Origin of the sequence: Burkholderia sp. Bp8986, from assembly GCF_003854225.1 — a bacterium.
Lineage (GTDB): Bacteria > Pseudomonadota > Gammaproteobacteria > Burkholderiales > Burkholderiaceae > Burkholderia.
In genome coordinates, this window is sequence record NZ_QTQM01000013.1 from 26,140 (window position 1) to 52,443 (window position 26,304).

The 26,304-nt window shown below is 69.7% G+C and carries 23 protein-coding genes; 5 read left to right on the forward strand and 18 right to left on the reverse strand.

Annotation, left to right across the window (positions count from 1 at the left end; genetic code table 11):
* Positions 1–386: 386 nt before the first annotated feature.
* Positions 387–1,844, forward strand: a complete 1,458-nt coding sequence (locus tag DID99_RS14460) for an MFS transporter (protein ID WP_124666978.1) — start codon at positions 387–389, stop codon at positions 1,842–1,844.
* A gap of 80 nt (positions 1,845–1,924) precedes the next feature.
* On the opposite strand, the gene DID99_RS14465 is transcribed toward DID99_RS14460, so the two are convergent.
* The 5 genes from DID99_RS14465 to DID99_RS14485 all read right to left on the reverse strand — a co-directional run bounded on the left by DID99_RS14465 (position 1,925) and on the right by DID99_RS14485 (position 6,649).
* A complete protein-coding gene (locus DID99_RS14465) occupies positions 1,925–2,818 on the reverse strand; it encodes a LysR family transcriptional regulator (RefSeq protein WP_124485468.1) in 894 nt (297 codons plus the stop codon).
* Between the two features lie 120 nt (positions 2,819–2,938).
* Entirely contained in the window at positions 2,939–3,766 is an 828-nt protein-coding gene (locus DID99_RS14470; protein WP_124666979.1) for an alpha/beta hydrolase, read from the reverse strand.
* Between the two features lie 294 nt (positions 3,767–4,060).
* The gene (locus tag DID99_RS14475; protein ID WP_044843522.1) at positions 4,061–4,444 is read right to left on the reverse strand and encodes a VOC family protein; all 384 of its coding nucleotides are present in this window, start codon (positions 4,442–4,444) and stop codon (positions 4,061–4,063) included.
* A gap of 19 nt (positions 4,445–4,463) precedes the next feature.
* Complete coding sequence (locus tag DID99_RS14480; RefSeq protein ID WP_124570510.1) at positions 4,464–5,429, reverse strand: hydroxymethylglutaryl-CoA lyase; 966 nt, start codon at positions 5,427–5,429, stop codon at positions 4,464–4,466.
* 29 nt (positions 5,430–5,458) lie between these two features.
* Positions 5,459–6,649: a CaiB/BaiF CoA-transferase family protein gene (locus tag DID99_RS14485; RefSeq protein WP_124666980.1), complete on the reverse strand. Its 1,191-nt coding sequence runs from the start codon at positions 6,647–6,649 to the stop codon at positions 5,459–5,461.
* Between the two features lie 394 nt (positions 6,650–7,043).
* On the opposite strand from DID99_RS14485, the gene DID99_RS14490 reads away from it, so the two are divergent.
* The gene (locus DID99_RS14490) at positions 7,044–8,009 is read left to right on the forward strand and encodes a D-2-hydroxyacid dehydrogenase (protein ID WP_124666981.1); all 966 of its coding nucleotides are present in this window, start codon (positions 7,044–7,046) and stop codon (positions 8,007–8,009) included.
* Between the two features lie 342 nt (positions 8,010–8,351).
* Here DID99_RS14490 and DID99_RS14495 read toward each other — a convergent pair whose 3' ends face one another.
* The 12 genes from DID99_RS14495 to DID99_RS14550 form a co-directional block, all read right to left on the reverse strand.
* A complete protein-coding gene (locus DID99_RS14495; protein ID WP_044843526.1) occupies positions 8,352–8,564 on the reverse strand; it encodes a hypothetical protein in 213 nt (70 codons plus the stop codon).
* Positions 8,565–8,841: 277 nt separating this feature from the next.
* Positions 8,842–9,279: a hypothetical protein gene (locus DID99_RS14500; protein ID WP_044843527.1), complete on the reverse strand. Its 438-nt coding sequence runs from the start codon at positions 9,277–9,279 to the stop codon at positions 8,842–8,844.
* Between the two features lie 229 nt (positions 9,280–9,508).
* Entirely contained in the window at positions 9,509–10,432 is a 924-nt protein-coding gene (locus DID99_RS14505; protein ID WP_124521752.1) for an ABC transporter permease, read from the reverse strand.
* On the reverse strand, positions 10,432–11,304 hold the full coding sequence (locus DID99_RS14510; RefSeq protein WP_044843529.1) for an ABC transporter permease: 873 nt from the start codon (positions 11,302–11,304) through the stop codon (positions 10,432–10,434). The genes DID99_RS14505 and DID99_RS14510 overlap by 1 nt, the downstream gene beginning before the upstream one ends.
* Positions 11,305–11,449: 145 nt before the next feature.
* Positions 11,450–12,529: an ABC transporter ATP-binding protein gene (locus tag DID99_RS14515; protein WP_124570505.1), complete on the reverse strand. Its 1,080-nt coding sequence runs from the start codon at positions 12,527–12,529 to the stop codon at positions 11,450–11,452.
* A gap of 49 nt (positions 12,530–12,578) precedes the next feature.
* Entirely contained in the window at positions 12,579–13,745 is a 1,167-nt protein-coding gene (locus DID99_RS14520) for an ABC transporter substrate-binding protein (protein ID WP_044843531.1), read from the reverse strand.
* Between the two features lie 280 nt (positions 13,746–14,025).
* Positions 14,026–14,601 (reverse strand): alpha/beta hydrolase, encoded by a 576-nt coding sequence (locus tag DID99_RS14525; RefSeq protein ID WP_124570504.1) that lies wholly within the window; start codon positions 14,599–14,601, stop codon positions 14,026–14,028.
* 22 nt (positions 14,602–14,623) lie between these two features.
* Positions 14,624–15,952 (reverse strand): MFS transporter, encoded by a 1,329-nt coding sequence (locus DID99_RS14530; RefSeq protein WP_124570503.1) that lies wholly within the window; start codon positions 15,950–15,952, stop codon positions 14,624–14,626.
* A 164-nt stretch (positions 15,953–16,116) separates the two neighbouring features.
* Positions 16,117–17,172: a 3-keto-5-aminohexanoate cleavage protein gene (locus DID99_RS14535; protein WP_044843535.1), complete on the reverse strand. Its 1,056-nt coding sequence runs from the start codon at positions 17,170–17,172 to the stop codon at positions 16,117–16,119.
* A gap of 120 nt (positions 17,173–17,292) precedes the next feature.
* Entirely contained in the window at positions 17,293–18,141 is an 849-nt protein-coding gene (locus DID99_RS14540; protein WP_124570502.1) for a TauD/TfdA family dioxygenase, read from the reverse strand.
* A gap of 10 nt (positions 18,142–18,151) precedes the next feature.
* Complete coding sequence (locus DID99_RS14545; RefSeq protein WP_124666982.1) at positions 18,152–19,132, reverse strand: quinone oxidoreductase; 981 nt, start codon at positions 19,130–19,132, stop codon at positions 18,152–18,154.
* A 33-nt stretch (positions 19,133–19,165) separates the two neighbouring features.
* Complete coding sequence (locus DID99_RS14550; protein WP_124666983.1) at positions 19,166–20,149, reverse strand: universal stress protein; 984 nt, start codon at positions 20,147–20,149, stop codon at positions 19,166–19,168.
* Between the two features lie 255 nt (positions 20,150–20,404).
* On the opposite strand from DID99_RS14550, the gene DID99_RS14555 reads away from it, so the two are divergent.
* The 3 genes from DID99_RS14555 (at position 20,405) to DID99_RS14565 (ending at position 25,550) form a co-directional block, all read left to right on the forward strand.
* Positions 20,405–23,098: a LuxR C-terminal-related transcriptional regulator gene (locus DID99_RS14555; protein WP_124666984.1), complete on the forward strand. Its 2,694-nt coding sequence runs from the start codon at positions 20,405–20,407 to the stop codon at positions 23,096–23,098.
* Between the two features lie 300 nt (positions 23,099–23,398).
* Positions 23,399–24,523 carry a porin gene (locus tag DID99_RS14560; RefSeq protein WP_124666985.1) on the forward strand — a complete coding sequence of 375 codons (1,125 nt, stop codon included), beginning with the start codon at positions 23,399–23,401 and terminating at the stop codon, positions 24,521–24,523.
* A gap of 322 nt (positions 24,524–24,845) precedes the next feature.
* A complete protein-coding gene (locus tag DID99_RS14565) occupies positions 24,846–25,550 on the forward strand; it encodes a glutathione S-transferase N-terminal domain-containing protein (protein ID WP_044843541.1) in 705 nt (234 codons plus the stop codon).
* Between the two features lie 151 nt (positions 25,551–25,701).
* On the opposite strand, the gene DID99_RS14570 is transcribed toward DID99_RS14565, so the two are convergent.
* A complete protein-coding gene (locus DID99_RS14570; protein ID WP_124570497.1) occupies positions 25,702–26,214 on the reverse strand; it encodes a MarR family winged helix-turn-helix transcriptional regulator in 513 nt (170 codons plus the stop codon).
* Positions 26,215–26,304 lie beyond the last annotated feature (90 nt).

Here is a 26,304-nt window from a genome sequence, read left to right on the forward strand (position 1 = left end):
CGTCGCGCGGCGCCGGCGGATTGACCGAGGATACCGAACCGCGCGGTACGCCATCACCATCACCGGCCGCCGAATCCGCGCAGCGCGGCCTATCGTTTTCCCTGCCCTGACCTTCCCGCTTCGGCTCGCCTTCCGTCCGACGCCCGCCCAGCGGGCGTTTCCCGGCCTTTCTGCGCGGGAAAGGATGCTTGAAGCATCCGCAATTATCGCGTCGCGCAAATTCGCCGACCATGTTTCGGACGATCGGCGCCATCCCGCGCATCCGGCCTTTCGCGGGCCTTGCGGGCACGTGCGCCGCGTCGCGCGACCGGGCCCGTGATGCCGGCCGCGAATAGCCGCGAACGGCCGGGCATCGCGCCACGGCAAATCGATAATCAGGAGACACGATGAACAGCCAATCCCTCGACCTTGGCGGCACCGCGGGCGGACCCGCGTCCGCCGCATCGTCCGCGGCCCGGGCCGGCGCCGATGCGACGGCCCTGCCCGCGCGTGGCATCACGCTCGGCGAATTCATGGACGACCTGCCGGTCGGTGCGCTGCACCGGTTCGTCGTCTGGGTGATCGGCATCGGGCTGTTCTTCGACATGTACGAGATCTTCCTCGTCAGCACGATCGGCTCCGCGCTGCAGCACGAATACGGGCTGAGCCGGCAAAGCGCCGATTTCAAGCTGCTGCTCGCGTCGGCATTCATCGGAATGTTCGTCGGCGCGCTGTGTCTCGGCAGCCTCGCCGACCGCATCGGCCGGCGCAAGGCGTTCCTGATGACGCTCGTCTGGTACAGCGCGTTCTCGCTGATCGGCGCGTTCTCCGTGAACGCCGACATGCTCGTCGCATGCCGCTTTCTCACGGGCATCGGCGTCGGCGCGATCTACCCGGTCGCCGACAGCTTCCTGTCCGAAATCCTGCCGAAGGACAAGCGCGGACGGCTTGCCGCATGGGCCTATACGACTTCGTACGTCGCCGTGCCGCTGGTCGGCTTCCTCGCGCTGTGGCTGAATCCGCTGCACGTCGCGGGCGTGGCCGGCTGGCGCATCATCCTCGCGATCGGCAGCCTCGGCGCCGTGTACGTGCTGCTGGTCCAGCATCGTCTGCCGGAAAGCCCGCGCTGGCTGCTCGCGCAGGGCCGCGCCGCGGATGCGCATGCCGCGGCGAAGCGCTTCGCGGACAGCGCGGGGGTGCGCGTGCCCGACCAGTTCGCGGCATCGGCCGAACCGCAGCGGCCGCTGCGCGTCGGCGAGCGCATCGCGCTGCTGCGCCGCCGGCCCTACGGCGCGCGCTACCTGATGCTCGCGGTATTCCACCTGTTCCAGGGCTTCGGCTATTACGGCTTCGGCACGCTCGCGAGCACGGTCGTCAAGAGCCGCGGGTTCGACGTGACGGACAGCACGCTGTTCATCGCACTGTCGTTCATCGGTTATCCGATCGGCTCGCTGCTGTCGATTCCGCTGCTGAACTGGATCGAGCGCCGCACGCTCGTGATCGTGTCGATCCTCTCGATCGCCGCGTTCGGGCTGTGCTTCGCGTATTCGGGCAATACGGCGCTGATCGTCTGCTTCGGGTTCCTGACGACCTGCGCGTCGAACGTGTTCAGCAACGCGTATCACGTGTATCAGGCGGAGATCTTCCCGGCGCGCGTGCGCTCGACCGCGATCGGCAGCACCTACTCGCTGTCGCGCATCGTCAGCGGCGCGCTGCCGTTCGTGCTGCTGCCGGTGCTGGCCGAGCACGGCGCCGGAGCGATGTTCGGCGTGATCTCGGTCGCGGTCGGCATCGTCGCGGTCACGCTGCGCATGCTCGGGCCGCTGACCACGCGGCGCAGCCAGGACGACATCAACCCGGTATGACGCGGTATGCGGCACGGGGCATGCGTGCCCCGTGCGTCGCGCCTGGCGCGCGTTGAACGCAGGTCGCGCATTCTTCGCATTCAGCGCGCCGACATGAAATCGAACAGCTTCGCGATGTCCGTGGTCAGCACGGTGCCGGCCTTCACGCCGACCCACAGCGTGCGCGTCGCCCACGCGTCGTCGAGCGTCACGACGCCGAGCCGCGCCGCGCGCTCGCCCGTCACCGCGTCGCGCGGCAGCACGCCGATCCCGAGCCCGGCCTCGATCATCCGGCTCACGCCGTCGAAATTCGATACCTGGATGCGCAGCTTCAGCGAGCGCTCGGCCGCGAACGCGGCGTCGGTCATCCGCGCGAGCAGCGAACTGCCGTCGCTCAGGCCGACGTAGTCTTCATCGAGCGTATCCGCGAAGCGGATGCTGTCGCGCGCGGCGAAGCGATGCCCGCGCGGCACGAGCAGCACGAGCTCGTCGCGCCGGTACAGCCGGCGTTCGATGCCGGGCGCCGGCACGTTGTCCGCGAACACGCCGAGATCGGCCTTGCCGGACCCGAGCGCATCGACGATCTCGTGACTCAGCCTTTCCTCGAGACTGACCTTGATGCCCGGGTTGTCGGTCAGGAACGCGGCGAGATCGGCCGGCAGGAACTGGACGATCGCCGACGTATTGGTCCACACGTGAATGTGGCCGCGTACGCCGGCGACGTAATCGCTCATCTCGTGCGCCATCCGGTTCACCTGCTCGATGACCTTCGCCGCATGTTCGAGCAGCGCGCGGCCCGCGGGCGTCAGCTCGACGCCGCGCGCATGCCGGACGAACAGCGCGCTGCCGGTCACGCTCTCGAGTTCGGCGATCCGCTTGCTGACCGCGGACAACGTGAGCTGACCGTGTTCGGCCGCCTTGGTCAGGCTGCCGTGCTCGGCGACGAGAGCGAACACGCGCAGCGACTGCAGATCGAAATGAAGCGGGTTCACCATGACGAGGATCCTGGGGGGTGCCGTGCGGCGCGTGCGAATGGCGCCCGACCGGCTTGATGCCGATCATACGCCCGGCCATGCACGCGGCGAAAGCGCGCGAAACGGCGCAGGACGGCGCGCTCAGCGCGGCGCGATCGCCTGCAGTGCGGCGAGCATCGCGCTGTCCGGTCGCGCGAGATCGTCGAGTACCGTGAAGTGCTGCATGCCCGGCAGCCACGCGCGTGCAACCGGCTCGCCGGCCGCCTCGCATGCGTCCGCGTATTCATGCGCATGGCGCACGAGTTCCGGCAACTCGGTCGCGCCGACCGCGACGACGGTCGGCGCACCGGGGCCGACATGACGCAGCGGGCTGTAGGCGGCGATTTCGTGCGCGGTGAGTCGAAGCTTCTCGCCGAGCACGCACAGCGAGATCGGCTCGAGATCGACGAGCGGGCTGATCGCGAGCGCCGACACGACCGCCGGATGCGCGCGATACACGGCGGTCAGGTGACCGCCTGCCGAGTGGCCGCTCAGGTGGATCGGCCGGCCGCCGGTGCCGATGCGATCGGGATCGGCCGCGAGATGGTCGAGCAGCGCGCCGATCTCGCCGACGATGTCGGTCATCGATGCATCCGGTGCGAGCGTGTATTCGGCGAGCACGACATCGAACCCGCGTGCGAGCGGCCCGGCGGCCGCGTACGCGAAATCTTCCTTCGCGCAGTGCTGCCAGTAGCCGCCGTGAATGAACACGAACAGCGGCGCGCCGGGCAGGCCGCAGCGCAGCCAGTCGAAGCGCTGCGCGGGGCGCGACCCGTAACGCAGGTCGCGCTGCGCGGGCGTCGCGGCGTAAAGCGCGGCACTGCGTGCCTGGCAGGACGCGAGTACCGCGGGGAAGTCGGGAATGGCCTTCGTGTTCAGGTAAGCGGCGTCGAGCGCCGCGCGGTCCATGCCGCGATAGAGGATCGTCATTCGGAATGTGCGTGGGTCGGATTGCGGATCTGCGGGACGCGCGTCGCGCCCGCTGCGAAGGCGGCGGACGGACCGGCGCCGATGCACGCCATTATCCGCAGTGCAACGCGGCGCGCCTATCCGGAATCGGCGGGTGCGATACGCGCCTGTCCGCTTTCGGCGGAGGATTGCTGCGTGGCGGGCGCATCGCGCCGGCGCATGCGGAACCGGCAGAACGGACGCGATGCTGCGCCCACGCCGCACGACAGCTCGGCATGACCGCCGCGCGCGCCGTGCAATTCAACGCAACGCAACTCAGATCAGCTCGGAGATCTCGATCAGGTTCAGGTCCGGGTCGCGCACGTACACCGACCGGATCTTCTGTGTCGCACCGGTGCGCTCGACGGGCCCTTCGACGATCGGCCATTCGACGCGGTGCAGATGCGCGATCACGTCGTCGAGCGGCACCGACGCGATGAAGCACAGGTCGAGCGCGCCGGGCACCGGCACGTGCGCCTTCGGCTCGAACTCCGCGCCGCGCACGTGCAGGTTGATCTTCTGGTTGCCGAAGCGGAACGCGAGCCGGCCCGCGCCGAAGGTTTCGAGCTGCATCTGCAGCACTTCGGTATAGAAATGCTTCGTCCGCTCCGGATCGACGCAAGTCAGCACGAGGTGGTCGAGGTGGTCAATCAGTGCCATGTGATTCGCTCCGGTTCGGTTACGACAAAGCCCGCTGCGCCGGCATGTGGCCGGCTTCGGCGCGCGGCGGCGGATGCAGGTCCGAGCGGCGCCCGGCCTTCAGGATCTGGCTCGGCACGTCATGCCCGATCAGCGCGGGCAACCGCGCGGCCGCGGCGAGTACGCCCGCCAAGTCGACGCCCGTATCGTAGCCGTCGAGCGCGAGCATGTGCACGAGCTCCTCGGTGCACGCGTTGCCGGTCGCGCCCGGCGCGTACGGACAGCCGCCGAGGCCGCCGAGCGATGCGTCGAAGCGGTCGATGCCGGCGTCGAGCGCGGCGAGCGTGTTCGCGAGCGCCATCCCGCGCGTGTTGTGAAAGTGCAGCGTGAGCTGCAGCGCACCGAAGCGTTCGCGTGCGCGTTCGGCCAGGTCGCGCACCTGGGACGGATACGCCATGCCGGTCGTGTCGCACAGCGTGAAGCCGTGCACGCCGAGATCCGCGAAGCGCTGCATCCACGCGAGCACGGTTTCCGCACGCACGTCGCCTTCCATCGGGCAGCCCATCGCGGTCGACAGCGACACGTTGAGCGCGACGCCGGTGCCGCGCACCGTGTCGATCACGTCGCGCAGTTGCGCGAACGACTGCTCGCGGGTCATCCGCAGGTTCGTGCGGTTGTGGCTCTCGCTCGTCGACATCACGAGGTTCACCTCGTCGACGCCGCACGACAGCGCGCGTTCCGCGCCGCGCACGTTCGGCACGAGCACCGTATAGACGACGCCCGGCGCGCGCACGATGCCGTGCATCACGGCTTCCGCGTCGCGCAGCGCGGGGATCGCCTTCGGCGACGTGAACGACGTGACCTCGATCTTCGCGTAGCCGCACGCGCTCAACGCGTCGACGAGCGCGATCTTGTCGTCGGTGTCGACGAACGCCGCTTCATTCTGGAAACCGTCGCGTGTCGCGACTTCTTGAATATAAAGTCGTTGGGGATGGGGCTGGTTCATGTCGTCGTCCCGGTCGCAGGTTGGTCGCTTCAGATCACGCCGCGCGTGCGCCAGTCGTCGCGCGTCGCGGCATCGATGCCGATCGATTCGAGTACCGCGTCGGTATCGGCGCCGAGCGCGGGCGCCGGACGCTCGATGCATCCCGGCGTCGCGCCGAGTTTCGGCACGATGCCCGGCACGAGCACGGGCGTGCCGTCGGGCAGCGCGGCGTCGACGATCATGTCGCGTGCGCGGTAATGCGGATCGGCCGCGATGTCCGCGACGTCGTAGATGCGCCCGGACGGGATGCGTGCGTCGTGCAGCGCGGCGAGCACGTCGTCGAGATCGAGCCGCGCGCTCCATTCGCCGATCGCCGCGTCGATGCGCGCGACCTGCGCGACGCGCCCGTCGTTGTGCGCGAGCGCGGGATCGTCGCCGAGATCGGGGCGCCCGATCAGCGCCATCAGGCGCCGGAAGATGCTGTCGCCGTTGCCGGCGATCAGCGCGTACCTGCCGTCGCGGCAGCGGTACGCGTTGGTCGGAGCGATGCCCGGCAGGCTGCTGCCGGCCGGCTCGCGCACCGCGCCGAACGCCGAGTATTCGGGCAGCAGGCTTTCCATCATGTTGAAGACGGATTCGTACAGCGCGACGTCGACGACCTGCCCCTTGCCGCCCTGCTGTTCGCGATGGCGCAGCGCGAGCAGGATGCCGATCACGCCGTGCAGCGCCGACAGCGAATCGCCGAGCGACACGCCGACGCGCACCGGCGTGCGGCCGGGCTCGCCGGTCAGGTGGCGCAGGCCGCCCATCGCTTCGGCGATCACGCCGAAGCCGGGCCGGTCGCGATACGGGCCGGTCTGGCCGAAGCCCGATACGCGCAGCATCACGAGACGCGGGTTGATCGCGGACAGCGTCTCCCAGTCGAGCCCCCAGCCTTCCAGCGTGCCGGGCCGGAAGTTCTCGATCAGCACGTCGGTCCCGGCGACGAGGCGGCGCACGACGTCCTGCCCTTCGGGCGTGCGCAGGTCGAGCGCGAGCGAGCGCTTGTTGCGCGACTGCGCGGCCCACCAGACCGACGTGCCGTCGTGCAGCAGCCGCCATTTGCGCAGCGGGTCGCCGACGCCGGGCGGCTCCACCTTGATCACGTCCGCGCCGAATTCGGCGAGCATCCGGCCCGCGAACGGCCCGGCGATCAGTTGGCCGAGTTCCAGCACGCGGATACCGTCCAGGGGGCGCGCCATGACTGTCTCCTGAAAATCGTGTTGTCGATGACGGGGATCATGACGGCGTTCGCATCCGGCGAAAATCGATCGATGCTCAACCAGCCTTTCCTGAACGGAAAGGGGCGCGTGGCTCATTTCGCGGGCCAGCACGGCGGCTTCGTCGAGCGCCGCACACGCATCGTCCCAGCGGCGCCCGCGTGCGCCATCGCCTGCAGCACGACGGGGCGCTGCCACAGCGGCTCGTGCGACGGAACAGTGAACCGGGAAGTCGTCGGGCCGGCCGTGCACGGATGGCATCGACGTTTTCCACGCGGGAAAGCGCGCTCGCGCAATGCGCAAGCCCGATCGCATGCGCCGTTGGCAGAATCGTTGCCGTTGCGCGCCCGCCGGGCGCCCGTCAGCGAGGCCCGCCATGTTTTCCAGTTCCTCTCCCGCGCAGATCGTGTTTCTCGACCGCGCGACGCTGTCGCCGCAGACCGTGCTGAAGCCGTTTCCGTTTCCGCACGCGCTGCGGACCTTCGAACGGACGGCCGCGGACGAAGTGGCCGCGCGTATCGGCGACGCGGACATCGTCGTGACCAACAAGGTCCGGCTCGACGCGACGGCGCTCGACCGTGCGCCGCACCTGAAAATGATCGCGATCGCCGCGACGGGTACCGACATCGTCGATCTCGATGCGTGCGCCGCGCGCGGCATCGTCGTCAGCAACATTCGCGGGTATGCGGTGCGCACCGTACCCGAACACACGTTCGCGCTGATCTTCGCGCTGCGGCGCAGCCTCGTCGCGTATCGCGACGCGGTGCGCGCGGGGCGCTGGCTCGACAGCGGACAGTTCTGCTTCTTCGATCATCCGATCCGCGACCTGGCCGGCGCGACGCTCGGGATCGTCGGCGACGGCGTGCTCGGCCGTGCGGTGGCCGGCATCGCCCGCGCGCTCGACATGCGCGTGCTGTTCGCCGCGCACGGCGCTGCGCGGGGCGCCGGGCATGTGCCGCTCGACACGCTGCTGCGCGACAGCGACGTGATCACGCTGCACTGCCCGCTCACGCCGGGGACCCGCGGCCTGATCGACGCGGCCGCGTTCGCGCGGATGGCGCGCCGGCCGCTGCTGATCAACACCGCACGCGGCGGGCTCGTGGATGAAGGTGCACTCGTCGACGCGCTGCAGTCGGGGCAGATTTCGGGCGCCGGCTTCGACGTGGTCACGCAGGAGCCGCTGCCGGCCGCGCACCCGTTCCACGCGATCCTGTCGCATCCGGCGTTCATCCTGACGCCGCATGTCGCGTGGGCGAGCGACGAGGCGATGCGGGCACTGGCCGATCAGCTCGTCGACAACGTTGCCGCATTTGCGCGCGGCGAACCTCGGCAGGTGGTGTGACGCCGGTCGCTGCGGACCGAACCTGCGGACCGCGCGAATTCGGGCCGTGCAGTCAGGGCCGTGTAAATGGGGCGCGCAGATCGACCGCGCAAATGGAGCGGCCCCGCTCGATTGCTCGAAGCGGGGCCGACGGAATGGGGGCTGCTTACGCCAGCGACTCGGCACGTTACGGGTTCGTGCATCCGCCCTGCCTTGCGGCCGGTTTCCGAATTCCTGATGGGCGCTACTTCAAGGAAATCAGGCCGCCAAATCTGTAGGACGAGTCCGAAACTGATGAAACGGTGCCCAGGACACCGTTCGCTGCCGCGCCGACCGGCGCGCGAGCCTCGACGCGAAGATCGATCAGTAAGCGGACATCTCGACGCAAGGATCGACCTTGGACGGCGAGCAGATGACCGAATACTTGGCGCTTTCGCGCATCAGCGCTTCGCCTTCGTGCAGCGCGATCTTGATCTCGGGGTGACGCTCGTACGCGAGGAATGCGGAGCAGAAGACCGCGGACATCACGACCAGGGAAAACACAAATTTTTCAAGGGATTGGAGACGTTCGGGCATGGTTCGACCTTTCTTCTAGGTCGTGATTATAGCTCGAATTAAGGGTTTTCCCTATATTCCGATCCGCATACCGAGGATGGGTTCGACCGATACCCGGTCGCGTTTGCGCCCTTTTTTGCCGCTAATCCGGGCCCGAGCACGGGTCGAACAAGATGGGGCACCGCCGCGGTCGCGGCACCGTTCGCGCAGTCCGCCAGCGGTCCGTGGAGAACGGTGCGGCTCCGCTCGCCGGGAGCGTCCTCTGAAGAAAGCGCGACGAAGCCCGTCGCCGGCCGCGTCACTGCGGCGCGGATGCGCCGCTCGCCGCGTTGCCGGGCCACGCCTTGCCGATCCTGTCGATCAGCGATTTGGCGGCGCCGGTCGCGATGGCCGCGTCGACGCCCGAGGTCTGCCACGAACCGTCGGCGGCCTCGACGAAGGTCAGGTTCGCGCGCGACGGCGCGTAATCGTGGTTGCGCCACGTGACCACGACGTCGCACGTGTAGGTCCGTTCGCCGACCTTCCTGCAGTCGCCGTCGGGTTTCGCCGAGATCACGTCGGCCGACACGGGCAGCGGCTGGCCGAACAGCGCGTTCAGGCCGCCGTGGTTTTCCGCTTCGAGCGCGCGGCGCACCGCGGCATCGACGTCGCTCGATCCGGGGCCGTCGTGGAGCAGGTTGCAGGCGGCAAGCAGCGTGGCGGCACAGCCGAGCGTGAGCAGCGTGGGAAACTTCATGGAACTCCGCGAATCGGATGAACGTCGGGCGGCATGCGGCGATGCGAGCGAACGTATCGCCGGGCCGGTACGCTGCGTAGTCTGCAACGTCCGTGCAGGGTTCGCGGTATCCATTTGTAACCAATTGCACGGATGGCGCGCACAAGCATCGGCAGGACCGCCTGCATCGCTGCGCCGCCGCTGTCCTTCGCGTTGAGTCGCGTTAACGCACGCCGCCACACGTGGACGCCTATTGCCGCTCCTGCTTCACGCGACTCACGAGCTGCGTCGGGCTCACGAACTGCAGCGCGATCACGACCCACACGAGCGTGATGGCCATGTAGATCATCGCCATCGCGTCGATCGACTGCGGCGCGCGCACGCCGGTCGAGAACACCGCGTAATACAGCGCGACGACGAGTGTCTGGGTGCTCGGGCCCGCGGTGAAGAAGGTCAGCTCGAACATCCCGATCGTGCGCACCAGCACGAGCAGCCCGGCTGCGAGCATGCCGGGCACCAGCAGCGGCAACAGCACGTAGCGGAAATAGCGCCACGTGTTCGCGCCGAAGATGCGCGCGGCGGCTTCGAGGTTCGGATCGATCTGCTCGATGAACGGCGTCATCACGAGGATCACGAACGGCAGCGCCGGTACCAGGTTCGCGAGGATCACGCCCGGCAGCGTGCCGGCGAGCCCGACCTTGTACATCACGGTCGCCATCGGGATCCCGTACGTGACGGGCGGCACCATCAGCGGCAGCAGGAACACCAGCAGCGCGAAGCGCTTGCCGCGGAATTGCACGCGCGCGAGCGCATAGGCGGCCGGCACGCCGAGCGCGACCGACAGCAGCACCACCGCGCCGACCACTTCGACCGTCACCCACAGCACGCTCGCGAGCTGGAAGTCTTCCCACGCCTTGGCATACCAGTGCAGCGTGAAGCCCTGCGGCAGCGGCGTGCCGAACCAGCGCGTCGCGACCGAGTTCACCGCGACGGTCGCGATCAGCAGCATCACGTTCAGCAGGAAGAACGCCATCAGCCCCCACACGAGCGCCTTCCATGCACGGCCGGCGAGGCTGCCGCGCAGTTTGCGCGGCTTCATCGCGTTGACCGGCTGCGCGCCGGGCGGGCTGTGCTTCGGCGGCCACGCCGGCGCGGCATGATTGTCGGTCGCCATCAGCCCTTGCCTCCCGTGACCGGACCGGTATAGAAGAAGCGGCGCGCGCCGAGCATCGACGCGACCACCAGCAGCTGCACGAAGCCCATCACGATCGCGATCGCCGACGCGAGCGAATAGTCGTAGCTCTCGAACGCGGCTTCGGCGGCCGCGATCGAGATCACCCGCGTCGGCCCGGCCGGCGCGCCGAGCAGCACGGCTGACGGGAACACCGAGAACGCCTGCACGAACGACAGGCACGCGGCCATCGTGAGCCCCGGCACGAGCAGCGGCAGGTAGATCCGCCGGAACTGCTGCCACGGGTTCGCGCCGAGCGTGGCCGCGGCGCGCGCGAGCGTCGGGTCGATGCCGCTGATGTACGACAGCATCAGCAGGAACGCGAACGGAAAGCCCGACACGATCAGCGACAGCAGCACGCCCCAGTAGTTGTGCGTGAGGCGCACCTCGTCGGTGTACAGGTGCAGCCCTTGCAGCGCCTGCGGGAACCAGCCGTTCGGGCCGAAGTACGTGAGCATCCCGTCGGCGACGAGCACCGTGCCGAGCGTGACGGGAATCACGAGCAGCGTCGTGACGAACTTCTGGTACGGCGAGTTGCGACGCAGCGCGAACGCGACGGGCACGGCGATGCCGACGTTGATCAGCGTCGCCGGCACCGCGAGCTTCAGCGTGACGAGCACGGTCGGCCACATCGCCGTGTCGGTGAAGAACTGCACGTAGTTCGCGAGCACGCCGCCGCCGTTCGTCGGCTGGAACGACAGCACGAGGCCGTACGCGAACGGATAGATGAACAGCGCGACGATGAACGCGAGCGCGGGCGTGACGAGCCACGCCTTCGCGTCGCGCGGCGCGCCGCCGGTCGCGAGCGTGCTCATGCGGCACCGCCCTTGCAAGTGCTGTTTCGACAGTGCCCGACAGAAGCATTCCGTTGCGCAAGAATGTGCGTCCGGCGGCGATCGGGGATGGTTTTCATGCTGGCCTCCCGGGGGCGCGCTGCCGCGCACGCGGCGCCGCGGCCGTTCATCGCGCGTCTCCCGCATAGACGAGCGTGCGCGCCGGGCTCACGCGCAGCCGCAGCCGTTCGCCCTGCGCGAATTCGCCGGCGACGCGCGCCCAGATCGGGCCGAACGGCGTGATCGCACGAATGAGCGAGTCGCGGCCGCCGTATTCGACCGTTTCGACGGTCGCGTCGAATGCGTTGTCGGCCCCTGCTTCCGCGCGCTCGATGTCGTCCGGGCGCAGCGCGACCACGACGTCCTTGCCGTCGAAGCCCGCCATCGGCACGCCGGTGATGCGCACACCCGCGGCGGCGACGTTCACGTAATCGCCGGCCATGCCTTCGAGCGTGAACGGCAGCACGTTGCGATAGCCCATGAAGCGCGCGACGTGCAGGTTGTGCGGGCGCGTGTACACGTCCTTCGGCGAAGCGACCTGCTGCACGACGCCCTCCTTCATCACGACGATCCGGTCGGCCATCGACAGCGCCTCGTCCTGGTCGTGCGTCACGTAGATCGTCGCGCGTTCGAGTTGCGTGTGGATGCGGCGGATCTCGGCGCGCATCTCGATGCGCAGCTTCGTGTCGAGGTTCGACAGCGGCTCGTCCATCAGCACCAGCGGCGGCTCGATGACGATCGCGCGCGCGATCGCGACGCGCTGCTGCTGCCCGCCCGACAACTGCCCGGGCAGCTTGCCCTCGTGGCCGACGAGCTGCACGAGTTCGAGCGCCTGCTGCGCGCGCCGCCGCGTTTCCTGCTTCGGCACGCCGCGCATCTTCAGCCCGAAGCCGACGTTTTCGAGCACCGACATGTGCGGAAACAGCGCGTAGTTCTGGAACACCATGCCAAAGCCGCGGCGCTCGGGCGGTAGCACGTCGATGCGCGTGTCGTCGAGCCAGATGCCGCCGCTCGTGAGCGGCTGCAGCCCGGCGATGCAGTTCAGCGCGGTCGACTTGCCGCAGCCCGACGGGCCGAGCAGCGCGACGAACTCGCCGCGCCGGATGTCGAGATCGAGCCCGTTCAGTGCGGCGACCTGCGCGCCCTCCGCATTGGTGAAGCTGCGGCACACGCCGTCGAGCCGCAACCGTTCGAAACTGTGCTTCATTACGCGAACTCCGTCGGCGCGGGCGCCGCGGCGCCCGCGGGTTCATCCGTCATTTCGACTTCTGCGACCCGATCTCGCGGTCCCACTTCTGGAACGCGGCCACCATCGCCTGCGCGTTGAGCGGCTGCACGTGCGGACGTTCCGCGAGCAGCTTCGCGTACTCGGGGCGGCCGAACTTCCTGATCACTTCCTGGCTGTGCGCGGGCGCCATCTCGAGCGTCACGCCCTTCACCGCCGGGCCCGGATAGAAGTAGCCGTCGTCGTAGGTCATCGCCTGCTGCGCCGGTTCGAGCAGGAAGTTCATCAGCTTGAACAGCACGTCGAGCTTGTCCTTCGCCACGCCCTTCGGAATCACCATGTAGTGCGCGTCGTTGACCCACGTCATGTTGTCGAACGCCTGGATCCGGAAGTCGGCCGGCACGATGCCGAGCGCGCGCGGGTTGAGGTCCCAGCCGGTGACGGTCACGGTCATGTCACGCGTGCCTTCGCCGAGCTCCTTCATCACGGCCGACGTGCCGCCCGGGTAGTACGGCACGCAGTCGTTGAGCTGCTTCAGGAACGCCCAGGTCTTGTCCCAGCCGTTGATCGGATCCTGCGGGTTCTTGTCGCCCAGCACGTACGGCAGCCCCATCAGGAACGTGCGGCCGGGGCCCGAGTTCGCCGGGCGTGCATAGATCAGCTTGTTCGGATGCGCCTTGCACCACGCGAGCAGCTGTTCGGGCGTCTTCGGCGGGTCGGCGACCTTCGCCGGGTTGTATTCGAGCAGCGGGCCGGCCGGCATGTAGGTCACTTCGAGGCCGAAGCCCTGCGCGACATCCTGCATCTTGCGCGGGCCGGGCGCGTACCGGTCGAGCACGCCGGGGAACGCGCCCGCGTTGTCGGGCAGCAGCTTCAGCCACAGGTTCTGCTCGATGCCGGCGGCCAGCGCGTCGGTGCCGGTCAGCACGAGATCGATGTCGGCGCGCCCCGCCGCCTGCATCGCCTTGATCTTGCCCGGCAGCTGCGGCGCGGGCGCGTTCGTGAACGTGACGTTCGCGACGAGATTCGGGTTCTTCTCCTTGAACGCCTCGATGGCCTTCTGCGTGAGCTGCAGGTTGCCCGCGACGTCGACGACGTTCAGCGATACGGGTGCGGCAACGGCTGCCGCGGCCGACAGCGTGAAACCCAGCGCGAGTGCGATCCGGCGCACACGGCGAGCGATCGGGGTGGCGTTCATGTCTCCTCACTTCGGTCGGTGGATGGGACCTTTCTTTTCAGGAAATCATGACGGCGTTATACGATGTCGGTCAACAAAAAACCGACTGGCGCGGGGCGGGAATTTCCCTAACAGAAACCTTCCGTTTCCCGAGGATTTGTAGATTGAGCGATTTCGCGGCGCGACACGGCGACGGGCACGCGGCGTGTTAGGACGTCGTATGTCGCTGGGCGCTCAAATGGAATCGGTTCACGTTGACGCGCCGGCAGGGAATTCATGCGCGGCGCGTTGCCGATGGCGCTCAGGCCGCACCGAGCGCGGTCACCTCCCCGATCAGCCGCTCCGCATCCCGCCACTCGCCGTACCCGGACGCCGGATTCAGATGCCCGACTTCGCCGAGATCGACGAGCTTGCTGCCCCACCCGGCCGCCAGCAGTTCGACGCGTTCGAAGCGCGCGAGCGGATCGTTGCGGCTCGCGGCCACGACGCTCGGAAACGGCAACCGCCCGGTCGGTACCGGGGTCCAGCCGTTCGCGGCGATCGCGTCGGGCGCCGGATAACCGGCGGGCATCGGCGTATCGAGATCGGCCGGCGCCGCGAGCAGCGCGCCGTGGATCTTGCGCGTGGCCTGCCGTGCCCAGTGCACCGTGATCATCACGCCCGCGCTGTGCGCGACCAGAATCACGGGGCCGTCGATCGCGGCGAGCGCCGCATCGAGTGCCGCGACGCGCGCGGCGCGGCTCAGCTTGTCGGCTTCGAGCGGCGCGACGGACCGTGCGTTCGGCAGGCGTCGTTGCAGATGCGTCTGCCAATGGTCTTCGACGTGATCGCGCAAGCCGGGCACGATCAGGATGGTGGGCGCGGTCGCCAGGGTCATGCAGCCTCCGGGTGGGTTCGGTTCAGGAAAGGTGGGACGCGCGCCGTTCGCGTTCGACGCTCGCGAGATCGGCCGCGTAGCTCGCGCGTCCGATCGCGAACAGCACGGCGGCCGCGAGCGGCACGACGGGAATCCATTGCAGTGCGCCGACGAGGCCGGCGCGATCGGCGACCCACCCCGTCAGCAGCGGGCCCGGCGCCATGCCGAGCAGGTTGTTGGCGAGCGTGAGCGTCGCGAACGCCGATGCATGGATCGCGGCGGGCGTCAGGTTCGCGACCATCGCGCCCGATGCGCCGGACGCGCCCGCACCGACCAGCATGCCCGCGCAGATCAGCGCGAGTTGCAGCGGCCCGGGCGGCAGCCGGAACGCGGCCGCGAGGCACACGCCCGTCAGCACGCAATACGCGATCGCGGTCAACCACTTGCGCTTGCCGTCGGTTTTGCCGACACGGTCGGTGACGATCCCGCAGCCGACCATCCCGACGCCCGACAGCAGCACGAAGCCGGCCGCAAGCACCGCGGCGCGGTCCGGCGCCATCGCGTAATAACGGTTCAGGTAGCTCGGCAGCCACGCGAACAGCGCGCCGGGCACGAACAGGTGCAGCCCGCTGCCGACATACGCGCAGATCACCGAACGCGATGCGAACAGCCCCGACATCAGCGCGCGCACGCTGCCGCGCAGGTCGCGCGGCGCATCGGCATGGGGCCGGCACGGTTCGACGCGGCAGGCCGCGAGCCGCCGTTCGGTGACCACGCCGCGGTACGCGACGAGCAGCACGATGCCGAGCGCGGCCATCACGCCGAACGACCAGCGCCAGCCGAGATGCGCGCCGACGAGGCCGCCGAGCGCCATCCCGAACACCGAGCCGAACGCGCCGCCGGCCATGAACGCGCCGGTAAGCGTCGCGCGCAGGCGCGCCGGAAAGATGCTGAGGATCAGTGCGACGCCGACGCTGCCGTACGCGGCTTCGCCGAGCCCGACGAGGCCGCGCGCAACCAGCATTTCCGCGTAGTTGGTCGACAGCGCGCAACCCAGTGTCGCAATGCTCCACAACGCGGCCATCAGGACGATGCTGCGCACGCGGCCGAAGCGGTCGGCGAGCACCGACAGCGGGAACGTCAGCAGGCCGACCAGCAGCGCGACGACGCCGGAGAGCGAGCCGAGCTGCGTGTCCGACAGTCCCCACGCGTGCTTGAGGAGCGGAAACACGGCATTGAGCACCTGCCGCGACATGTAGTCCGACAGCAGCAGGCCGACGGTCAGCCCGAACACGAGCCAGGCATAGGCCGGCGCGCGCCGCCCGGTGGCCGCCACGTCCTGCAGCGACGGCTCGACGTGATGAATCAGCATGCGTGTCTCCTCCGGCACCGGTGCGGCAACGCGCCGGCGCGGCTTGCGCGGCCCCGCTCCGTTCGTCGGAGCTTGCCTCGCGCACTGCGCGAGGGTGGGTGCGGCGCCACATCGATCGGCGGGCGGCGCTCGCGGGCCGCCCGATTGCACGGTCGCCCGGTGCGTCAGGCCGCGCGCAGCGGCACGCTCAGCTGGCCCGGCCGGCGGTTCGGCGCCATCCCGAGCTGCGCGAGCGTCTCGTCGACGCCGTCGTACTGCACGCCGATCCGGTAGATCGCCTTCGCCTCCTTGCCGGTGGCGATCTCGCGCCCGAGTTCGCGCGCGATCCGCGCGCACTGCTCGACCTGCTGCACCGACGTCATCCGGTTGCCCTTCTGGTCGATGATCGTGTCCTCGATCCCGCAGCGCGGATGCAGGCCCAGCGCCATCGCGACAGTGTTGATCGGCAGCACGTTCTTCATCAGCGATTCGAGCGTGATGCACGCGCCGTCCGGGCAGCGCCGCACGAATTCCATGAAGTTGTACGGATTCGGGCCGTCGAAGCCGCCGCCGATGCCGACCCACGTGACGTTCAGCGGCCCGCGATAGACGCCGCGGCGGATGATCCGCTCGAGCGTCTCGAGCGCGTGCATGCCGGTGAGCTGGAAATGCGGCTGGATGCCGGCCGCCTGCAGCCGGCGCAGGTGCTCGTCGACCCAGCCGGGGCCGGCCGGCACGGTCATCTCGCGGTACGCGTCCCACAGCGCGGCTTCGTTCAGCGACGTGCCGGCGATGTCCTTGCGGTTCATCAGCTCGGTGATGTTCATCTGCACGGTGTTGATCGCGACCGTCACCTGGTCGGGCTTCGGCGTCAGCTCGGCGAGCATGTGGCGCGTGTCGTCGGACAACCATTTCGCCTCGGCGCCGTCGCCTTCCGGCGCGAACGAGATCGAGCCGCCGACCTGCAGGATCATGTCGGGCACCGCCTCGCGCAGCCGGCCGAGCAGCTCGTTGAATTTCGACAGCCGCTTGCTGCCCTTGCCGTCGAGTTCGCGCACGTGCAGGTGCAGCACCGTCGCGCCCGCGTTGTAGCAGTCGACGGCCTTCTGCACGTGCTCGTCCATCGTCACCGGAATGTCTTCCGGAAAGTCGGCGGGCATCCATTCGGGGCCGTACGGCGCGACCGTGATGACCACCTTGTCCTGGTTTTCCGGGTGCAGCGAATCGTCGAGAAATTGCATGTCGTCCTCCAGTGGGAATCGTTTTAGTGCAGGCGCACGGGCGTGCGTATCCCGCCGCGCCGGGCGGCTGGCCTGGCGCGTCGTGTACAGGGTTGCGAGTCGGTTAAGGTGCGGGCGCGCTCAGAACGGCACGTCGCCGACGATGCCCGCGCGCTCCATCCTGCGCACGCACGGCGGGTAGTCCATCACCGCGTAGTGCTGGGTGCTGCGGTTGTCCCAGATCGCGACGCTGTTCTTCTTCCAGCGCCAGCGCACCTGGTATTCGGGGATGTAAGCCTGGCTGATCAGGTATTGCAGCAGCTGGCCGGCGCCCGGATTCGCGTCCTGCCCGACGCGCACGCGCCCGGGCGTATGGAAGTTCGTGAAGTGCGTCGTGAACGCGTTCACGTACAGCACCTTCTCGCCGGTTTCGGGATGCGTGCGCACGACCGGATGCTCTGCGTCCGGATACTGCGCTTTCAGCGCGAGGCGCTTGTCGACCGGCATCGCCGCGCCGAAGCTCGCCTCGATGCTGTGGCGTGCGCGCAAGTCTTCGATCTGCTGCTTCACGTGTTCCGGCAGGTTCTCGTATGCGAGCACCATGTTCGCCCACATCGTGTCGCCGCCAACCGGCGGACCCTCGATGCAGCGCAGCACACAGCCGAGCGGCGGCGCCACGCGCCAGCTCGCATCGCTGTGCCACGCATTCTCGTAGCGGTCGTTCGGCTGGTCGGGCGACTTGTAGATCCGCACGAGCCCCGGGTGCTCGGGATCGCTGCCGGCGACCGGATGATCCTCGAGCTCGCCGAAGCGGCGTGCGAACGCGACGTGCTCGGCGCGCGTGATGTCCTGGTCGCGCAGGAACAGCACGCGATGGCGCAGCAGCTGCGTGCGGATTTCGGCGAACAGGCCGTCGTCGTGCACGGCGTCGGCGAGGCTCACGTCCAGCAGCTCCGCGCCGATCGCACAGGTCAGGGGTTCGACTCGCATGCGCGTCTCCTCAGACGATGAATACCGACGAGCCGGTCGTCTTGCGCGATTCGAGATCGCGGTGCGCCTGCGCCGCGTCCTGCAGCGCGTAACGCTGGTTGATCTCGATCCGGATGCGGCCGGCCGCGACGTGCGCGAACAGCTCGCCGGCCAGGTCGTTCTTCTCGGCCGGATCGGCGATGTAGTCGGCCAGCGCCGGGCGCGTCAGGTACAGCGAACCCTTCATCGCGAGGCGCTGCGGGTCGAACGGCGGGATCGGGCCCGACGCGGTGCCGACGCAGACCATCAGCCCGCGCCGCTTCAGCGAATCGAGCGAGCCCTCGAAGGTGTCCTTGCCGACGCTGTCGAACACGACGTCGACGCCCGCGCCGCCGGTCAGTTCGCGCACGCGCTTCGCGACGTCCTCGCGGCTGTAGTCGATCGTATGGTCGCAGCCGTGTGCGCGGGCGATCGCGGCCTTGTGCTCGCTCGACACGGTGCCGATTACCGTGAGCCCGAGCAGCTTCGCCCATTGCGACACGATCAACCCGACGCCGCCCGCGGCCGCGTGCAGCAGGATCGTGTCGCCCGGCGCGAACGCGTGGATGCGGCGCAACAGGTACGCCGACGTCAGGCCGCGCATCGTCATCGCCGCGGCCGTTTCGCAGGCGATCCCGGCCGGCAGCTTCACGAGCGGCGCGGCGGCGATCAGCCGTTCGGTGCTGTACGCGCCGAGCGTGTTCAGGAAGCCGGTGTAGGTCACCCGGTCGCCGGCGGCGACGTTCGTCACGCCGGGGCCGACGGCCTCGACCACGCCGGCGGCCTCGACGCCGATGCCGGACGGCAGCGGCACCGGATACAGGCCGCTGCGGAAATACGTGTCGGCGAAGTTCAGGCCGACGGCCTCGTGCCGCAGGCGGACCTGCCCCGCGCCCGGGTCGCCGACTTCGACCGCTTCCCAGCGCAGCACGTCGGGGCCGCCGGTTTCGTGGAATCGCACTGCATGTGCCATCTGGTTCTCCGTAGGATTTCAGTCGGATGCGCGTCACGCATCGTCGGGTTCGTCCGCGCCCGGCGTCGTCGCGGCTGAGCCGCTCGCCGGAGGCGCGTCCAGTTCGGTCCAGTCGGCGTCGCTCAAATAGCGCCGCGCGGCCGGGAAAATCACGCCTTCCATGCGCCCCATCTGCTCGAACGCGCCGCGCGCATAGACGGCGAGCGCTGCATCGAACGCGGCCGACGGCAAGCCGTCGGCGGCGAGCCGCGCCAGCGCGCCGAGCGCGTGCGCATCGCGGCGCCGCTGGCGGTCGAGCTCGTCGAGTTCGGCCGCGGTGCTCTCCGCCCGTCTGCGCAATGCCGCGCACAGGCGTGCTTCGGCGGACGGCCCGGAACGCGCGTCCTGCAGCGCCGCGAGCGACGCCAACGCGGCGTGCACCGCGAGCGCGCGGTCTGCATCGGCGGCCGGCCGCGTTGCCGAGTCCGGGTCTTCGCTCGCGAGCGTCGGCGCCTGCAACTGCGTCAGCGCCTGCAACTGCGCGCCGAGCGCGCGATGCGCGGCGAGACAGCGGGCCATCACGCGCGCCTCTGCCGGCGCACGCCGCGCCGGGCACACGAGCACCGGCACGCCGCTCGTCGCCAGCAGCAACCGCCGTTGCGCGGCCGCGCCGGCATCGGCATCGTGCGGCAGCGCCGCGACGCCGATCAGGTCGCAGCCGAGTTCGCCGGCGAGCGTGGCGGGCGACGTGCCGCCGGCCGCCGGGTGGCCGGCCCCCGGATCGCCGGCCGCCGGATGGCCGGCCCCCGCGATCGCATGGGACAGGCCCTGGGCCCGGGCGGCGGCTTCCACTTTCGCACCGTGTTCCGGCATCCGCGCTCCGGATAAACGCGAGTCGGAGCCAGGCGATTGCGGCGCCGCGCCGGACAGCACGAACGTGACCCGCGCGCCGACCGCACGCGCCAGTTCGAGCGCATGGCCGATCGCGTCGATGCCGCCGGGCACGCCGTCGACCGTCACGAGCAGATGGCGATACATCGTGCCGCTCCGTTTATCCGGCGCTCGGCGCGCTGCGGCGCGCGCCAGTCGATACGATGTTCATGGCCCCCTCCCCGTTGCATTGGTCAATCGCGTTCGTCACGCCTCGGAACCCATGCTATCGGCCGGGCGGCGGCGCGGCCCCACTCGCCGCGGGGGGGATTGACGCGCGAACGCGGTTCGGCCGATCCTTCCCCCCACGCCCACCCCGGACGCCGGCCTGCACGGCAGCGCCGGATTCCGACTGCTGCCCCGATGGCTCACCCACCCGAACGCGCCGACGCGCCCCCGACCGAACTCGTGCTGAAGACGACCGCGCCGCGCGTGCCGGCGCAGTTGCTCGCGCGCGCGCGGCTGAGCCTCGCCGCGGCGGCGTTCGACGCCCGGCCCGTCACGCTCGTGCAGGCGCCGGCCGGCTACGGCAAGACCTCGCTGCTCGCGCAATGGCGACGCGAATCGCTCGCGCTCGGCCGCGCGGTCGTGTGGCTGTCCGCCGACGAGCGCGACGACGCGCCGCGCCTGCTGCAGGGGCTCGTGCAGGCGGTGCGCACCGGTTGCGCGCGACCCGCGTTCGGGCGCCTGATTCCGGACGGCGCGGCCCGCGCGCTGGAGGGGCTGACCGCGTGGCTGGCCGAGGTCGCGCAACTGTCGATCGACGCGCTGCTGATCGTCGACGATGCGGAGCGGCTGCCCGCCGCCGGCCTCGACGCGCTGACCTACGTGCTGCACAACGCGCCGCAGAACCTGCGGGTGGTCGTCGCGGCCCGGCGCGGGCTCGATCACGCGGCCGGCGACCTGCTCGCCGGCGGGCAATGCACGCTCGCGGGCCCCGACTGGCTGCGCTTCACGCTCGACGAGACGATCGCGCTGGTCGGCGCGCGCTTTGCGCAGCGGGTCGACGCCGACGCGTGCGCGCGGCTGTTCGAGCGCGTCGACGGCTGGCCTCTCGGGCTGCAGCTCGCGATGGCCGCGATGGCGCGCTCGGCCGATCCGCGCCAGGCCGTCGATGCGCTCGCCGCACGCATGGACGGCACGCGCGACCGGCTCGTCGAACTGCTGCTCGCGAATTTGTCGGCTGACGACACCGCGTTCCTGACCCGCACGAGCGTTGCCGACCGCCTGCATCCGTCGCTGTGCGCCGCGCTGCTCGACGACGCGGCCGCCCCCGACCGGCTCGCACGGCTCGCGCGCGACACGCCGCTGTTCATCGCGTCCGACGCTTCCGACTGGTGCCGGCTGCATCCGCTCGTGCGCGATACGCTGCGCGACCGTCTGACGACGAGCGCCGAAGCAGACCGCAGCGCGCTGCACGCACGCGCGGCCGCGTGGCTCGACGCGCACGGGATGACGGAGGAAGCGGCGCGCCACGCGTATGCGGCCGGCCAGTTCGAGACGGCATACGCGCTCGCGCAGCGCTGCCTCGAGGACGCGATCAAGCAGGGCCGCATCAACGACGTGCTCGACTGGCTCGCGCTGCTGCCCGATGCGGAACTCGACAAGCGCCCGACGCTGCGGATCGCGGTCGCGTGGGCGCTGGCGCTCGGCGAGCGCCATGTCGAGGCGCGGCGCCAGATCGCCGGCATCCTGGCCGACCCCGGCACGCCGGCCGCGATGCGCTACGAATGCGCGCTGATCCTCAGTGCGGCCGCCTACTACGCGGACGAAATCGACCGTTTCGTCGAGCTGTTCGAACCGTGGGCCGATTTCACGCCGCCCGCGGCGACGTGGCTCGCGCAGATGCATGCGAACCGCCTGTCGGCGCGCGCGATCATCGTCGGCGAACCGGCGCAGGCGCGCCGCTTCCAGCAGGTCGCGCCGCGCGGCGCGACCGCGGCCGGGTTCGGCTACGTCGCGCGCTGGGGCGAGCTGATCACCGGCCTGAGCTACCTGCGCGAAGGCCAGATCCGGCTCGCGGACGACGCGTTGTCGCCGGCGCTCGCCCGCGCGGAAGCCGATCTCGGGCGCCGCCATCCGCTGACCTGCATGCTTGCGGCGATGTGCGCGGCGATCGCGTACGAGGCCGATCGCGTCGACCAGGCCGCCGCGCTGCTCGCGAACCGGCTCGACGTGCTCGAGCACGCGGGCACGCCCGACACCGTGCTGCTCGGCTACCGGACGGCCGCGCGCATCGCGCTGCTGCGCGGCGTCGAGCATCGCGCGATCGACCTGCTCGAGGCGCTCGACGCGATGGGCGTCGCGCGCCGGCTGCCGCGCCTGTCGGTCGCGAGCCTCGCCGAGCAGGTGCGCATTCACGCGGCGCGCTATCGCGAGGCGACCTGCCATGCGCTGGTCGAGCGGATCGATGCGATTGCCGCGGCCGAGTTTCCGTCGCACGGGCCGCTGTGGCGGCGCCCCGTCGTGCTGCTGCAGGCGATGGCGCACGCGGGCGCCGCGCTTGCCGCGCGCCGCTGGGACGATGCGTGCGCGGCGCTCGACGAAGCCGCCGTGCTGGCCCGCGAAATGAGCATGGGACGCGAGCGCATCGAGATCATGGCGCTCAGCGCGTTCGCGCTCGAACAGTCCGGGCACGGCGGCCGCGCGCTGCTCGACGAGGCGATGAACCTCGCGGACATGTTCGGCCTCACGCGCACGCTCGCCGACGCGCATCCGGCCGTCGCCGACTGGGCGCGCCGCATCGGCGACGAGACGGCCGCGGGCGACGGACCCGCCCGGCCCGCACAGCCGCAGCCGCGCATCGTGCCGCCCGCGCCGCGCAGCACGGCCAGCCCGCGCGCGGTGCCGAGCGTCGTGCTGACGCCGAAGGAGCGCGCGATCCTCGAACTGCTCGCGCGCAACCTGTCGAACAAGGAGATCGCGGTGGCGCTCGCCGTCGGCGAGGAAACCGTGAAGTGGCACCTGAAGAACCTGTTCGGCAAGCTCGACGCCAGCTCGCGCAAGCACGCGGTGCGCCGCGCGCTGGTGCTCGGGTTGCTCGAAAGCGCGCCTTGACGCGCGCGTTGCCCGCCTGCGCACGTCCGAACCGGCCTCAACTCGCGTCAACTCGCCTTAACTGGCCTTGATCGGCCTTGCCCGGCCGTTGATGACAACCGCGTCACCAGGGCTTCCCTCCGATTCTCCGCAACCCTGCCCCCCGCGCATGGGGGGGAGCGGCCGCGCGCCGTTGCGTAGTCTTTCCGCACGGCTCGCACCGGCGTCGCACCCGGCGCCCTCCCGCCTGCCTCGATGCTTCCCCCGCTTCACCCGCCCGGGCTCGATCCCGTGCGGTCCATTACGATCCTGGAGACTTCGATGAAGACGAAACTGGCCGCGCTCGCGGCGCTTGCCGGCAGTGCGGCGCTCGCGCACGCGCAATCCTCCGTCACGCTGTACGGGGTGGTCGACACGGGCCTGCTGTACCAGAGCACGTCGGCCGCGTCGTTCGGCCCGAGCGCGCCGAACACCGGCAAGGTGTTCCGCATGAAGGACGGCGGCATCTATTCGAGCTTCTGGGGCATCAAGGGCAGCGAGGACATCGGCGGCGGCTACAAGGTCAACTTCAAGCTGCAGGGCTCGTTCGACAGCGGCACCGGCAGGATGCAGCTGAGCGACACGCCGGGCGCCGTCGCGATCTTCAACCAGGTTGCGTCGCTCGGCGTGTCCGGGCCGTTCGGCACCTTCACGGCCGGCCGCCAGATCGTGCCGATGATCTACGCGATGGCCGACACCGACGTGCGCAACGCGCAGTTCTTCGGCAGCGTGCTGACCGCGTGGCTCGGCCTGAACACCGCGGCCGGCTGGCCGGGGACGAGCACCAACGGCGCGATCGGCGCGCTGTACGACAGCAATGCGCTCGTCTATCAGTCGCCGACCTTCGCGGGCGCGTCGATCGCGCTCGAATACGCGCCCGGCGGCGTCGCCGGGCAGTTCCAGGGTGGCACGCGCGAATCGGTCGTGCTGCGGTATTCGAACTACGGGCTCAACGCGTCGGCCGTCTACTACAACGGCCACGACACGAATCCGGCGCCGGGTGTCGCGCCGACCGGCGTCGACAACAACCGCTTCATCTACGTCGGCGCGAAATACACGATCCGCGATTTCTCGGTGTCGGCGTCGTACGGCAACGGCAGGAATCCGTCGCATGCGGACAAGGTGAACCTCGACATGCTGTCGGCCGGCGTCGGCTATCGCTTCACGCCCGCGTTGCAGGTGACGTCGGCGGTGTATTACCTGAAGGACCGCAACCGTTCGGAAAACCGCTCGACGGCCGTCGTGCTCACGGCCGACTACAGCCTGTCGAAGCGGTCGATGGTCTATGCGCAGGTCGGCCACGAGAACAACCGCGGCACGATGAACCAGATGCTCGTGTACGGGCAGCCGGTCGCGCCCGGGGTCGGCACGACCGCGGCGATGGTCGGGCTGCGGCACAACTTCTGACGATGCGGTGCGGTGTGGCACGGGTGCCGCAGCGCGCAGGGCCTGGCGCGATGTCCACAGGCACCCGTTCGCGACACGTCGATGCGTCGTCTGTTGAGGCGGCTGACCGAAACAGGCAGGCGCGCTGCGCGCGGCGGCGCACCGACACGACGCGCGGCCGCCGTCTGCAGCGATCGCGGGGATCGGCTACAGTGGGCGTCTTCGGCGCGCCCCGCCCGCCGGTCGATGCGTTCGTCCCGTTCCCGCCGCCGTGTCAGCGGCTGCCGGTGACGCGTAGCAGGCCGGCGGGGCGCGGATCCTCAACGTTGACGAACGAACCTCCATGCCCGATCTGTCCGCCTTCCCGATCACGAAAAAATGGCCGGCCCAGCATCCCGACCGTCTCCAGCTGTACTCGCTGCCGACGCCGAACGGCGTCAAGGTGTCGATCATGCTCGAGGAAACCGGCCTGCCGTACGAGCCGCACCTCGTGCGCTTCGACACGAACGACCAGCTGTCGCCCGAATTCCTGTCGCTGAACCCGAACAACAAGATCCCGGCGATCATCGATCCGAACGGCCCCGACGGCCGGCCGCTGGCGCTGTTCGAATCCGGCGCGATCCTGATCTATCTCGCGGACAAGACGGGCCAGCTGATCCCGAAGGATCCGGCGGGCCGCTACGAGACGATCCAGTGGGTGATGTTCCAGATGGGCGGCATCGGCCCGATGTTCGGCCAGGTCGGCTTCTTCCACAAGTTCGCGGGCCGCGACTACGAGGACAAGCGTCCGCGCGACCGCTACGTCGCCGAATCGAAGCGCCTGCTCGGCGTGCTCGACGCGCATCTCGCGAACCGCAAGTGGGTGATGGGCGATACGTACACGATCGCCGACATCGCGATCTTCCCGTGGGTGCGCAACCTCGTCGGCTTCTATGAAGCGGGCGACCTGGTCGGCTTCGGCGAATTCAAGCATGTCGCGCGGGCGCTGGACGCGTTCGTCGCGCGTCCGGCCGTCGCGCGCGGGCTCAACATCCCGGCACGCGGCTGAGCCGCACGGCGGGCGCACCCGGTGCGGCCCGCCGTCTGTCCGGCCCGCCGCATCGCGCGGCGGGCGGTTCACGCGCTGCCTTGCGCGCGTTTTCTTTCGGTGTTTCCATGTCCCGCTCGTCGCGTTCGTTCGACGTGACAATGCGGCGGCGCTACTTTTCGGTCGACGCCGACACTTCTCCTCCCAATCCCGCCAGCAGCTTTTCGAGCAACGCCGCAAGTTGCGCCTGCTCCGCCTCCGACAGCGCGGCCAGCATCGCGCGCTGATTGTCGACGTGCGCGACCACCGCATCGTCGATCAGCGCGCGGCCGGCGTCGGTCAGCGCGACGAGCGTGCCGCGGCCGTCGGCCGGGTTCGGCCGGCGCTCGACCCAGCCGGCCTTCTGCAGCCGGTCGATGCGCGCGGTCATCCCGCCCGACGACATCATCAGCGCGTCGTACAGCGCGGTCGGTGTCAGCGCGAACGGCGCGCCGCTGCGCCGCAGCGTCGCCAGCACGTCGAACTCGCCCGGCTGCATCCCGTAGCGCGCGAACAGCGGATTGAGACCGTCGCGCGCGATCACGAGCGCGGCTTCCTGCAGCCGTCCCATCACGAGCATCGACGACGCATCCAGATCCGGACGCTCGACGCGCCATTGCGCGAGCGCATGCGCGGCTCGATCCATTAACCCTCCTCGGCTCACCAGTTATCTTGACGTCGAGATAAATACGCATTTATCTTGATGTCGAGATACTTTACATGAAAATGCACGGCA